The organism is Dubosiella newyorkensis (assembly GCF_001945605.1).
Classification (GTDB): Bacteria; Bacillota_I; Bacilli_A; order Erysipelotrichales; family Erysipelotrichaceae; genus Dubosiella; species Dubosiella newyorkensis.
Genome location: NZ_MPKA01000060.1, coordinates 15,754 through 27,917, shown reverse-complemented (window position 1 = coordinate 27,917; position 12,164 = coordinate 15,754). Strand labels below are relative to the sequence as shown.

The 12,164-nt window shown below is 44.7% G+C and carries 11 protein-coding genes and 1 other annotated feature; of the genes, 3 read left to right on the top strand and 8 right to left on the bottom strand.

What is annotated here, in order from left to right:
* Positions 1 to 31 precede the first annotated feature (31 nt).
* Positions 32 to 883, bottom strand: a complete 852-nt coding sequence (locus BO225_RS05185) for a DUF4438 domain-containing protein (RefSeq protein WP_076341210.1) — start codon at positions 881 to 883, stop codon at positions 32 to 34.
* Positions 855 to 1,601, bottom strand: a complete 747-nt coding sequence (locus tag BO225_RS05180; protein ID WP_076341209.1) for an SPOUT family RNA methyltransferase — start codon at positions 1,599 to 1,601, stop codon at positions 855 to 857. The genes BO225_RS05185 and BO225_RS05180 overlap by 29 nt, the downstream gene beginning before the upstream one ends.
* A gap of 106 nt (positions 1,602 to 1,707) precedes the next feature.
* Between BO225_RS05180 and BO225_RS05175 the strand changes: the two genes are divergently transcribed.
* A complete protein-coding gene (locus BO225_RS05175) occupies positions 1,708 to 2,865 on the top strand; it encodes an AI-2E family transporter (RefSeq protein WP_076341208.1) in 1,158 nt (385 codons plus the stop codon).
* Between the two features lie 68 nt (positions 2,866 to 2,933).
* Entirely contained in the window at positions 2,934 to 3,818 is an 885-nt protein-coding gene (locus tag BO225_RS05170; protein WP_076341207.1) for a putative manganese transporter, read from the top strand.
* A 20-nt stretch (positions 3,819 to 3,838) separates the two neighbouring features.
* On the opposite strand, the gene BO225_RS05165 is transcribed toward BO225_RS05170, so the two are convergent.
* Genes BO225_RS05165 through BO225_RS05150 form a run of 4 tightly spaced genes read right to left on the bottom strand, consistent with a single transcriptional unit; the run spans position 3,839 to position 8,050 of the window.
* On the bottom strand, positions 3,839 to 4,729 hold the full coding sequence (locus tag BO225_RS05165; protein WP_076341206.1) for a YitT family protein: 891 nt from the start codon (positions 4,727 to 4,729) through the stop codon (positions 3,839 to 3,841).
* Positions 4,730 to 4,733: 4 nt separating this feature from the next.
* Positions 4,734 to 5,018 carry a hypothetical protein gene (locus BO225_RS05160; RefSeq protein ID WP_076341205.1) on the bottom strand — a complete coding sequence of 95 codons (285 nt, stop codon included), beginning with the start codon at positions 5,016 to 5,018 and terminating at the stop codon, positions 4,734 to 4,736.
* Positions 4,993 to 5,448, bottom strand: a complete 456-nt coding sequence (locus BO225_RS05155) for a MarR family winged helix-turn-helix transcriptional regulator (protein WP_076341204.1) — start codon at positions 5,446 to 5,448, stop codon at positions 4,993 to 4,995. Before BO225_RS05155 ends, BO225_RS05160 begins: the two co-directional genes overlap by 26 nt.
* A complete protein-coding gene (locus BO225_RS05150) occupies positions 5,441 to 8,050 on the bottom strand; it encodes a valine--tRNA ligase (protein WP_076341203.1) in 2,610 nt (869 codons plus the stop codon). The genes BO225_RS05155 and BO225_RS05150 overlap by 8 nt, the downstream gene beginning before the upstream one ends.
* A 32-nt stretch (positions 8,051 to 8,082) precedes the next feature.
* Positions 8,083 to 8,286: a binding site (T-box leader), on the bottom strand.
* Positions 8,287 to 8,398: 112 nt separating this feature from the next.
* Between BO225_RS05150 and BO225_RS05145 the strand changes: the two genes are divergently transcribed.
* Entirely contained in the window at positions 8,399 to 8,644 is a 246-nt protein-coding gene (locus BO225_RS05145; RefSeq protein WP_076341202.1) for a GNAT family N-acetyltransferase, read from the top strand.
* 8 nt (positions 8,645 to 8,652) lie between these two features.
* Here BO225_RS05145 and BO225_RS05140 read toward each other — a convergent pair whose 3' ends face one another.
* Together BO225_RS05140 and BO225_RS05135 are read right to left on the bottom strand one after the other, a co-directional pair.
* Positions 8,653 to 10,410, bottom strand: a complete 1,758-nt coding sequence (locus tag BO225_RS05140; protein ID WP_076341201.1) for an ABC transporter ATP-binding protein — start codon at positions 10,408 to 10,410, stop codon at positions 8,653 to 8,655.
* On the bottom strand, positions 10,385 to 12,133 hold the full coding sequence (locus BO225_RS05135; RefSeq protein WP_076341200.1) for an ABC transporter ATP-binding protein: 1,749 nt from the start codon (positions 12,131 to 12,133) through the stop codon (positions 10,385 to 10,387). Before BO225_RS05135 ends, BO225_RS05140 begins: the two co-directional genes overlap by 26 nt.
* Positions 12,134 to 12,164: the final 31 nt, after the last annotated feature.

Sequence of the window (12,164 nt, the reverse complement as noted above, 5' to 3'; positions counted from 1 at the left end):
AGCAAAAAGCATTCACGTAGAGAATGAATGCTTATTGTTCCATATACTTCTTTAAGTTGGCTTCGTGATCGATGATCGGCTCGATCTTTCCCTCTTTGCTTGTGGCGACAACCATCACCCCAGGTCCATGTCCGCTCGTAAAGGAATCGGAATGAACGATCACGCCGATGCTCACAGCGCCTTCTTGATAGTTTGGTCCATAGGTGCAGTCATGATCCTGGATCGCGACAAAATCGCCAAAGCGCAGATCGTTTAATCCAAAGCGTTCATTGGCTTTAGGATCCTGGGTCATGATATCGTAATCGCCTTCCATCAATGTCGAAGAGCCTAGACCAGAGCCCATCAAATACGCAGGCACGATCGTGACCACTGGCCAAACGATATGATCCTCTCGTTCTTGGATCGGCATTTTTTCAAGCAGATTCGGATCGATATTCATCATATAGATGCTAGGGTAGTCGAGAAGCTTCAAACCTTGTCCGAAAGCCTTGACTAAAAAGGTTTCATTGCCATCCATTTCCTCCAGCACTTCCTTTGGAAAGTAGACCATCGTATGATCGATTCCTCCATGCGTGCCAGTCACATAGCCTTTTTCTCCTTTTTTTGGGCCGCTGAGCACTTTGACTTCATTACCTAGACAAGCGAAAGTCTCCAAGGCGTGGTTTTCTTTCGGACTTGGATTGGCTAAAGAGATGCCAGGTTCGATATGATCGCCAACGACATCCATGCAAGAATCGCCGATCGCATGCGAATAGACGATCCCGCCTGTTCCGATCGGGATCCTTCCTTTTCCATCGTATCCAACTCGATACCCTCCGATACGAGGATGATCGACTGTGCCAGACACTGCGATCTTAACTAGTTTTTCTTGATTGGTTCTCATTTTTTTTCTCCTTGCTCAATTCATCGAAAGCGAATACGGCTACGGCGCTTGCGCTATCTAAAGCATTGCGGAACTCCCGTCCATATTCAATATATAAATTTTGATCGCTCGCTTCTAAGATCGTCCTAGAAAGGCCGCGAAGCGCGCCACCGATTGCGATACAGTTCGTTTTTTCATAGCTGAACGAAGCCATCGAAAGGGCATTGTTCCGATAGGCGCAATATAAAGGAATTTGGTGCTCCTGCAAATAAGCGACGACTTCTTTTTCGCTAGCCATCGCGATCTCTAATCGCTCAAATGCGCCAGCGCTTGCTTTTAAGATCGTACTATAGGCGTTAGTCCAATCGCGTTTTGGCAGGATAAGCAGATTGCAGCCCGCTGCATACAGCGTTCGGCAAATACTGCCTAGATTATAAGGATCTTCGACTCCTTCTACATAAAAAAGCATGCCTTCTTTTTTTGAAAGTGTTGAAAGCGTAGGTAAACTTCTTGGCCTGGCTTTCAAAACGATGCCGCCATGGCTCTTTGAAGAGGCGAGCGCATCGAGCTCTTTTCTTGTTTTATAGAGGACGGGAATCTTTTTTTGTTTGGCGATGGCGATGATGTAGGCGATATCTTTTGTTTTTTTAAGAGGATCGACATAGAGGGCGATCGGTTCGCTTTTGGCTTCTTCAATGATCGCTTTGCATGAGATCGTTCCTTGATAAATAGCTTCCATACTTTGCATTGTAGCTTGTTTTATTCTTTTTTTCTATCCCATTGTCCGTAATGTTCATTCTTCGAAAAAATATGCTACTATATTTTGGAAAGAAGTGGAGGTTAAAATGCATATAGAAGTCACCAAAGAGATGCGCCGAAAGATCATCGTGTATTCTTCATCTCTTGTGATCGCGATCCTCGTGTTTGTTTTGATCAGCCGCTTTGATGGTGTCCTTTCGATCATCGGCCGGCTTTTTCATATTTTATTTCCTTTTATCCTTGGGTTTGCGATCGCCTTTATATTAAATCAGCCCGTTATGACTTTTGAAGAAAAAGTGCTGGGAAAAACAAAGCTGCCAACGAGCGCGAAGCGGATCTTATCGGAGATCGTGATCTTCGTTTTAGCGATCGGCTTGTTCGTATTGGTCGTGAGCATGGTCGTTCCTTCTCTTGTCGATTCGCTTAAAACATTCATGGGCAATGTGCAAGAGTATTCGAGCACGCTCCAATCGTATTTAGAGCTTTTAGCGAAAAACTTACAGATCTCGACCGAAACGATCGAACAATGGTTCAGCGAGCTCGACTTGCTGCCAAGCATTTCCGTTTGGATCAAGAACTATATCCCGAAGATCGCCGATTTCTCGTTTGGTTTCGTGAAAGAACTCATGAATATCATCATCGCGATCGCGGCCGCTTTCTATATCTTGCTCGATAAAGAATCGCTCGTCCGCGCTGTCAAGAAGATCAACTACTCGATCTTTTCCAAAGAGATCGCCAACTATTTGACCTTGTTTTCTCATGACGCCAAAACTGTATTCGAGCAATATATCGTCGGCAATTTGCTCGATTCCTTTATCGTTGGGATCGTCTGTTATTTTGTGATGCTTTTGCTGCGCTTTCCGTATGCGCCGATGATCGGCTTTATCGTAGGGGTGACCAATGTCATTCCGATCTTTGGCCCATTTTTAGGAGCGATCCCGGTGATCGTGATCTTGTTGCTGATCAACCCGTGGCAATCCCTGATCTTCGCGATCTTCATTTTGGTACTGCAACAGATCGATGGCAATATCCTCAAGCCAGTGATCTTAGGGGATAAACTTGGCATTTCCGGATTCTGGATCTTGTTTTCAGTCACGATCGGGGGTTCGCTTTTTGGCGTGATCGGCATGTTCTTAGGGGTTCCGATCTTCGCTTTGCTGTATGCGTCATTAAAAGACCTCTCCCAGATCATGCTAGAAAAGAAAAACATTGAAATCAACGATGAAACAGGGATTATCGAATAGAAGAAGCGAAAGCTTCTTTTTTGCTTTTTTGGCTTTGAGCCTCTAAAATTGGCACGAGGAGGGATATCTTGGAACTTATTCTAGAAGGGGTGCATCATGCTTTTGAAGACACATGGCTCATGCTCCCATTATTATATATTGCCTATTGCATCATTGAGTATTTCGAGCGAAAGGACAATCAAGACGATTCTTTGTTTTTCGCTCTACAAAAGTATGGTCCTTTGATCGGGGCTCTGATCGGCTTGATCCCGCAATGCGGCTTTTCGATCTTAGCGGCGATGCTTTTTGTCCAGAACAACATTACGATCGGGACTTTATTGGCTGTCTTTATCGCGACCAGCGATGAAGCGATCCCAATCCTGCTTTCCGAGCCCCGCTTATTTGGAACGCTCGGTTTGCTCTTGGTGTGCAAGTTCTTGATCGCGATCATTGCCGGTTATTTTGTGGATCGTTTGATTTTCAAGCATCAAAAGATCGCACGCTTTGAAGATATGGAGGAAGAAGAGGATGAGGAATGGGATGAGGATGAACAGGCGGCATCGAGCTGTCCTTGTTGCTATCCGCAATATCCACTTTGGCTCTCGGCGCTCATTCGGAGCGTGAAAATCTATCTCTTTATCTTTATCGTCACTTTCGTCTTTACGATCTTGATTCATGTCGTCGGCGAGGCGACCTTATCCAAGTTCTTATTGACAAACAGCATATGGCAGCCGATTCTCGCGTCGATTTTTGGCTTCATTCCAAACTGTGCGGCGACTGTTGTATTATGTCAGCTTTTCGCGCTAGGTCAATTGAGTTTTGGCTCGCTTCTTGCTGGCTTGATCACGAATGCTGGTCTTGGTTTTCTAGTCTTGTTCCAATATGGGGAAAAGAAAAAGACGATCTTGACGATCGCCTTGATCTTATGGATCATCGCTGTTCTAAGCGGTATGATCGCTTCTCTATTTTTCTAAGAGCGCTCGCGCTCTTTTTTTTAATCGAGAGGCGGTTGATAAAAGTTGCCGTAAAAGTTGGCTGTTTTATACGTATTGACGATGACTTTAGGATCGGCTTGACGCACGACTTCGATCACATCACGCGCTTGATAGGAGTTGACGACAGTCTTGCAGATGTAAAACTTTTTATTCGAATACGCTCCATACGCTTCAATCACGCTCATCCCATGTCGACACGAGAGCATGAAGGCGTCGATGACTTTTTGCGGATGCGAAGTCGTGAACTCGATCGTCATTTGTTCGTATCGTTGATAGAGCGATGAGATCGTCTTTGTCGATAAAAACTGAAAGATGATCGAATATCCGGCATGGATCCATCCGAACATAAATCCATAACAAACATACATGACGCAGTTGAAATAAAAGACATAATCCCAGATCCCTTTATGGATCTTGTTGGAAACATATTGCGCGATAAAGTCGGTTCCTCCCGTCGATCCCCCAGCCCGCAAGGCAAGCGAGATCGAAAAGCCCCATAAGACACCGCCAAATAAAATATTAAGGACCATATCATCAAAAAATGGTTTGAATTCTAGGCTTTGTAATAGGAGCGATACGAGCGTGAATTGTACAGAGCTCAAAAAAACAAAGCGTTTCGAGATCCCTTTGACACACAAGAGCGCGGCTGGAATATTGAGCAACAAGATTCCAAGCGAAGTCGAGAAATCAATGTGAATGAGCTTGAGCGCCTTGTTCATAAACAACGCGATTCCAGTAAATCCGCCAGAAATCAGATCGCATGGTGCCATGAACACTTGCAGAATATAGACTTGCAAAAGCGCGCTGATGATCACCATTCCTAGCGAGATGATCAACTTGAATTTTTTATTCTTATTGAGTTTTTTGATCCATTCTATGACATTCTTCATATTTTTACCCTTGCCTCAATTCTTCCATGATCCGGCTTTCTTCTTCTTTCGCTCCCCAAATAATAAAGACTGTTTTCGATTTCTGAGAAAGCTCTTCTAAATAATCTGTGAATTCAGGAAATCGTTCCATCCCTTCTTTTCGATGCCGTACCTCGATCACGATCGGATCATACTCTTCTAAAAAAATCGTACGTGGATCGTGGATGCTTTTTTCATCGATCTTAAGAAGCACGCACAGCTCTTTCATCGGCTCCTTCGTGCTTTTAAGGTCGAGGATCTGTTTTTTCATCTTCTTGCTCGAAAAACTCGGCGAGCTTGCTTAAAAGCTTGTTCAAATCAAATTCATGGTCTGTAAAGGCTTCGAAGTTTTCAAGCTGTTTTTTTAGGAGTTGTCTTTGTCCTTCGATGCGTTTGACAAGCTCAGGATGGAGCTGGAGTGTATTCATTCGATGATCAATCTGACTAGGAACTTTTTGAAGCAGACCCCGCTTTTCATAATTGGCGACCATTTGGGTCACAGCAGCGGGTGAGACGTGTAAATGGGTCGCGAGATCCTGCATCGTAATCGGACTTTTAGAGTGATACACCCAATCTAATATCGTCAAGTCCCGCGCTTTTAAATACGGATAGACGGAGAGCTCGTCTTTCCATATTTTTCTGACCCTGGCAAGAACCGTTAAAAGAAGATCGAGCGTAGAAGCTTCGCCGTTCTTATCCATGCATTTTCTCCATGATTTGAGCTAAGGCGTCTTGGGCGATCTGAAGCTGTTCTTGATATGTTTTTAATTTTTTGCTCTCGGCTTCGACTTTTTGAGCTGGCGCTTTGTTGACAAAATTTGGATTTGACAACATTTTTTCGCCTCGCATCACTTCTCCGTTCAGTTTTTTGATCTCTTTTTCCCATTTGGCTTTTTCTTCTTCAAGATCGATCAGCTCGTTCATCGCCACTTCAAGAAGGGCGTGAGAGATCGTACGCTGCAATACATCGTCGGTATGCAGATCGTCAGCAATGCTCGCGTGGGCCATTCCGGAAAGAAGCGTTTTTAAGTGCTCATCAAGTTTGGCGAGCTCTCCATCTTGGGTTTTCAATGTGATCCACAGCTCGGCACTTGGCTTGAGATGGTATTCGTTCTTGATCTCGCGAACAGCCTGAATTGCCGAGATGAGCATTTCCATTTGTTCTTTTTCATCCAGAGAATAATCAAGTTCGATAAGTTCTGGCCAGTTTTCTTGGTTGATCGATTGTTTATGGCCTGGCAGCTGCAAATAGATCTCTTCCGCGATAAATGGCGTGAATGGAGATAAAAGGATCAAGATGTTTTTAAGGACATACGCTAATACGGCTTTTGTCGTCTCTGCTTCTTTCTTGTTTTCGCTTTTGAGAGCCGGCTTCGAAAGTTCGATATACCAGGAACAGAAATCATTCCAAATAAAGTCATAGAGCTCGTTTCCCGCGATCGAGAGCTCATAGCGATCCATATTGAGGCGGACGCTTTTGATCGTTTCATTGAGCTTTTCTAGGATCCACTTATCCGCCATCGACAAGTCTTCTTTCGAGAACGAAGTATTATTTTCATCCAACTGCATCAATACGTAGCGAGAAGCGTTCCAGATCTTGTTGATGAAGTTCCAAGAAGCGTCGATCTTCGTTTCGTCATAGCGCAGATCCAATCCAGGGGCGGAGTTGGTCGTCAAGAAGAAGCGCAAAGCGTCGGCGCCCTTTTGATCGATCACATCCATCGGATCGACACCATTGCCTAGCGATTTTGACATTTTTCTTCCTTGATTGTCTCGGATCAATCCATGGATCAGTACATCCTTAAAAGGACGGTTTTTCATGATATAGCGAGTTTGGAACGCCATTCGCGCGACCCAGAAAAAGATGATGTCATAGCCTGTCACGAGAACATCGTTTGGAAAATACCGTTCTAGATCGGCTGTTTTTTCTGGCCAGCCTAACGTAGAAAATGGCCAAAGTGCAGAAGAGAACCACGTATCGAGGACATCCTCATCTTGGATCCACTTCCCTTCTGTTGGGGCTTCTTTCCCGACGTAGATCTCCTTTGTGTCTTGGTTGGTCCATGCCGGGATACGGTGTCCCCACCACAATTGACGGGAGATGCACCAGTCTTCGATGTTCTCGAGCCATTGCTCAAACGTATGGTTGAAGCGGCTAGGAACGAAGCTGATCTTTTGCTCGCCATTTTGGTTTTTGAGGACCTCTTCGGCAAGAGGTTTCATTTTAACGAACCATTGTTTGGAAAGATACGGTTCTACGATCGCACCTGTGCGTTCCGAATGTCCAACTTGGTGTGGATGTTCTTCGATATGATCGACGACACCTGCTTTTTCGAAATCTTCCACAAGCGCTTTTCGGCACTCGAAGCGGTACATGCCTTCGTATTTACCAGCCAGAGCGTTCATCGTTCCATCTGGATTCATACAGATCGGCATTTTCAAATTGTATTTTTTCGCGAGCTGAAAATCGTTAGGATCATGCGCTGGCGTACATTTCATCACGGCTGTCCCGAAATCCATGTCGATATAATCATCCGCCATGATCGGCAGCTCTTCTCCATTGGCCGGATTGATCGCATGTTTACCAACTAAATGGGTATAACGCGTATCATCGGGATGGACGAAGATCGCTTGGTCGGCGAACATCGTTTCTGGCCTGGTCGTAGCGATGATCAGCGTATCGCCTGTTTCTTGGACTTTGTATTTGAAATAGTACATATAGCCCATGATTTCTTTATGTTCGACTTCGATATTGGATAGAGCGGTCATCGCTTCTGGATCCCAGTTGATGATCCTCTCTCCTTGATAGATCAAGCCATCGTTATAGAGATCGACAAACACTTGTTTGACCGCTTCGCTCAAGCCTTCATCCATCGTGAATCTCTCGCGAGTGTAATCAAGAGACAAGCCGAGTTTGGCCCATTGTTTGCGGATCGTAGAAGCGTATTCTTCTTTCCACGCCCATGCTCGTTCCAAAAACTTTTCGCGGCCGATGTCGTAGCGGGAAATTCCCTCTTCTTTTAGGCGGGCGTCGACTTTGGCTTGGGTCGCTATGCCGGCATGATCCATTCCCGGAAGCCAAAGAACATCAAATCCTTGTAGCCGTTTGTAGCGAGATAAAATATCTTGGATCGTCGTATCCCACGCGTGTCCTAGATGGAGCTTTCCTGTAACATTGGGTGGCGGTATGACGATGCAGTATGGCTTTTTGCTCAAATCGCCTGCTGTAAAATAGCCTTTTTGGATCCAGTCTTGATAACGGTCTGCTTCGACTTTTTTGTGATCATATTTCGTTTCTAACATTTTCTTGTCCTTTCTATAAAAAAAAGCACATCCCTAAGGACGTGCTAGCCGTGGTACCACCTTAATTCGCATTCGAAAACAAATGCCTTTGATCCTTAACGCGGAACACGGATTCTCTTACTCAGCTCAGAGAACGGCTCATAAGCTACCTTCTTTCCGCCTTTTTGTTTTCTTGCACCAAACGAAAACTCTCTTTAAAAAAGAACAGAAATACTCCTCTTACTCATCGCCATTTCCACTAGTCTATCACACGAAATACCCAAATTCAACCTCATTTGTTTTGAGCAAATCGATCTTTTCCAAGCCTTTCTTCGCGTACAATAAGACTAGAAAAAAGAGGAGACCGATATGATAAATTATGTATTTGAGGGCACGAAAAGTCGTTCCGCTGCGTACAACGATGGTCAGCTCGTCGGCTTGTGTCAATATCAAGTCGATGGAAATCATTGGATCATCACGCATACGGAAGTGCAAAGAGAATTTGGCGGACGCGGTATTGCCAAAGAGCTCGTGCTGATGGTCGCCGACAAAGCTAGACAGCTTGGTTTTACGATCATCCCGGCTTGCTCCTACGCGGCGAAAGTGCTTTCTTGAGAAAAGAGTTATTGTTGTGAAAATTGGGCGTTGTACAAGGTGTAGTAGGCGCCCTTTTTTGCGAGCAGTTCTTCGTGTCTTCCTGTTTCGATGATCTTTCCATGCTCCATCACTAAGATCAGATCCGCATTAACGATCGTCGAAAGTCGGTGCGCGATCACAAAACTCGTTCTTTTCTTCATCACCTCTTCCATGGCCGCTTGTAGGCGCGCTTCAAGCCGGGTATCGACTGAACTTGTCGCCTCGTCCAAGATCAAGATCTGCGGATCTTTGAGCAGAGCCCTTGCGATCGTTAAAAGCTGCTTTTCGCCTTGAGAAATATTGGATCCAGACTCATTGATCATCGACTCATATCCGCCTTTTAGTGTATGGATATAATGATGCACATTGGCTTGTTTGCTGGCTTTCACGACATCGCTCATATCGGCTTTTGGATTTCCATATTTTAAATTCTCGAAAATGCTTCCTTCAAAAAGCCATGTATCTTGTAAAACAAGTCCGAACAGGTCACGGAGCTGATGATAGGAAAATTGTCGAATATCGATTCCGTTGATCTTGATCGATCCCTCTTTTACATCGTAAAAGCGAAGCAATAAATTGGTCAATGTCGTCTTCCCCGCTCCAGTAGGTCCTACGATCGCTACCCGCTCGCCTCGATGAACTTGAAATGAGATGTCAGACATCAAATCTTCTTCGCCATAACCAAAGCGGACGTGATCGAATTCGATCGTATCCACTTCATGGATCAAAACGAGCTCTTCTTTGTCCTCAAGTTCATCCATCGCTAAAAAAGTAAATAGACGGTTCATCGCGGAAAATGCGGATTGAACAGCCGAAGAGAGCTGGGATAGCTGCGCGATCGGATCGTTGATATTCCAAATATATCGAATAAAAGCTTGAAGCTCTCCTAATAAAATCGTTCCGCTCAACACTTGCAAGCAGCCATACCACGCAACGCAGCCGATCGTGATATAGGTGACTAGCGAAGTCGAAGGCGAAATGAGTCCGGAGGCGAATTGGGCCCGAAATCCGGTTTTACGCATTTCATCATTGGCGATATCGAAGCTTTTTTTTGCTTGCTCTTGTTGGTTGTATGCCATGATCTCATCAAATCCGCTGTAGAGCTCGTTGACACTTGAACTTAAAATCGAAAGCGACTGTTGCTGGGCGTCAAAGAGTGGCTGGGAACGCTTGATCAAGCCAAAAGAGATCAAAGCGATCAACGGAAGCGCCAAATAGACGATCAAAGTCATCGTCAAATTGATCCGAAACATCATAAACGACACGAAGAAAAAGGTACATACGGCTCCGATCACACGGGAGAGCGTTTGTTGGAGGGCGTTGGAGAGCGTTTCAACATCGTTGGTGATCCTGGAAAGAAGATCTCCCGTTTCTTGTTGATCGAAATATTGGACCGGCAAATGGTTGATCTTGGCTTGAACGCTTTGTCGAATATCCTCCATCGTCTTTTGAATCGAGTCCGTCAAGAAAAAAGCGGAAACGAATTGAGAGGTGATCTTCACAAAAAAGATGCAAAGCAAGATCCCTAGAATATGAACGATCTTATCCATCTGGATGTGCGAGTCGCGGTACATAATATCGTATTGAAGTTGGCTTGTGATCTGTCCTTCTACGCTGGGCATGATGGCGTAGATCACTTGCATGAGCACGACAAGAAAAAGTCCGATCCACAATTTAAGCTGATGTCGTTTTAAATACGGATAAAGATGTTCGAGGCATTCACGAAAGCGCAGTTTTTTGGACATACTTTTCCACCTCCTCTTCGCTGATTTGCGATAAGACGATCTCTTTATAGATCGGGCATGTCTTTAAAAGTTCTTCGTGCCTTCCAAATCCGACTTGCTTTCCTTCGTTGAGAACGAGGATATGATCAGCATCCAGGATCGTTCCTACGCGTTGGGCGACGATGATGAAGATCGAATCTTTTTGAAGGGGTTCGATCGCTTTTCGAAGCATAGCGTCTGTTTTAAAGTCCAGCGCGCTGAAAGAATCATCGTAAATATTGATGCTCGCTTGTTTCAGCAGAGCTCTTGCGATCGAGAGTCTTTGTTTTTGTCCCCCTGAAAGATTGGCTCCCTCTTCATCGATCTCTTCTTCGAATCCATCTCCTTTTTCTAGGATGAAAGATCTAGCTTGCGCTAAAGTGGCGGCTTCTTCGATTTCTTCACGACTTGCGTCGCTTCTTCCAAAAGAGATATTTTCACGGATCGTTCCTTTAAAAATATGTGGTTTTTGGAACATGAAGGCGATCTGTTTCCGTAGTGAATGCAGATCGTATTGCTCATAATTGATGTCGTTGATCAAGATCTCGCCTTTGGTTGGTTCATAAAAGCGGGGGATCAATTTGACGAGCGTGCTTTTTCCCGATCCTGTCGAGCCGATCACGGCGAGTTTTTCACCTTTTTTGATCGTGAACGACAGATCATCGAGCACCTTCTCTTCGCCGCCTGTGTAGTGAAAGGATACGTGTGAGAAAGTGAGTTCGTTGACCTCCTTTAAGCTTTTCTCTCCTTGGTCCTGGATACTTATTTTTGTATCGAGCACTTCTTGGATCCGTTTAGCGGATACGTTGGCTCGAGGATACATCATGAAAACCATGCAGAAGACTAGGACCGACATCATGGCGTGGAATAAATATTCGGTCAAAGCGATCAGCTGTCCAATTTGTAGCGTGTAGTTTGAGATCATGATCGAAGCGAAATAGTAGATCAAGACCGATGCGAGATTCATCAAAAAGAAGAAAACGGGCTCGGAGCAAGACATCCATTTGAATAAGCGCGTGCTCAAAGAAGTGTACCAGGCGTTTTCTTTTTGAAAGCGTGCTTCTTCTTCCTTTTCTTTGTTGAATGAGCGGATCACACGGATCCCGGACATATTTTCACGCAGGATGCGGTTGATCGAATCAAGCGCTTTTTGTTGTTTTTCAGAAATTGGAGCGGTCACTTTCGCAAAATAGATTACGCCAAAGATGATGATCGGGATCGTAACAAAAATGATCGAGGAGAGCGGCAGCGAAGTCTTGATGATCAAGATCGCGCAAACGATCATCATGACTGGCGCTATCATCGCGCTTCTTAAAATGGTGTTCAAGAAGAGCATGATCTGGTAGGCGTCATTGTTGGTGCGGGTGATCATGCTGGCGATACCAAATTTTTCCATTTCGCTATGAGAAAATCCCATCGAATGATCAAAGATCTTTTTTCTTAAATCGTAGGTGACATTGGTGGAGATCCGTGTGGAGGTGAAAGCTAAGATCGAGGTGCCAAGCACGCCTAAAAAAGCGATGATCAAAATGATCATAAAATCGGAGCGCAGAGTCGCTGGATCTTTTTGATTGACTCCTCTGTCGATCATTTGAGCGATCAATGTCGGAATGCCTAGTTCAGCCAAAGCGAATCCAAACACAGAGATAAAATTGATCAGGAGCAGTTTTTTATATTGGATCGTCGTTTTCCAGATGAGTTTCATCAATTCTTCCTTTCCACGAAAAAAGAGGGGC

What these genes read in the sequence shown, in the direction of transcription:
- BO225_RS05185 (WP_076341210.1), bottom strand. Translation starts at nt 883, where the DNA reads ATGAGAACCAATCAAGAAAAACTAGTTAAGATCGCAGTGTCTGGCACA.
- BO225_RS05180 (WP_076341209.1), bottom strand. Translation starts at nt 1,601, where the DNA reads ATGGAAGCTATTTATCAAGGAACGATCTCATGCAAAGCGATCATTGAA.
- BO225_RS05175 (WP_076341208.1), top strand. Translation starts at nt 1,708, where the DNA reads ATGCATATAGAAGTCACCAAAGAGATGCGCCGAAAGATCATCGTGTAT.
- BO225_RS05165 (WP_076341206.1), bottom strand. Translation starts at nt 4,729, where the DNA reads ATGAAGAATGTCATAGAATGGATCAAAAAACTCAATAAGAATAAAAAA.
- BO225_RS05160 (WP_076341205.1), bottom strand. Translation starts at nt 5,018, where the DNA reads ATGAAAAAACAGATCCTCGACCTTAAAAGCACGAAGGAGCCGATGAAA.
- BO225_RS05155 (WP_076341204.1), bottom strand. Translation starts at nt 5,448, where the DNA reads ATGGATAAGAACGGCGAAGCTTCTACGCTCGATCTTCTTTTAACGGTT.
- BO225_RS05150 (WP_076341203.1), bottom strand. Translation starts at nt 8,050, where the DNA reads ATGTTAGAAACGAAATATGATCACAAAAAAGTCGAAGCAGACCGTTAT.
- BO225_RS05145 (WP_076341202.1), top strand. Translation starts at nt 8,399, where the DNA reads ATGATAAATTATGTATTTGAGGGCACGAAAAGTCGTTCCGCTGCGTAC.
- BO225_RS05140 (WP_076341201.1), bottom strand. Translation starts at nt 10,410, where the DNA reads ATGTCCAAAAAACTGCGCTTTCGTGAATGCCTCGAACATCTTTATCCG.
- BO225_RS05135 (WP_076341200.1), bottom strand. Translation starts at nt 12,133, where the DNA reads ATGAAACTCATCTGGAAAACGACGATCCAATATAAAAAACTGCTCCTG.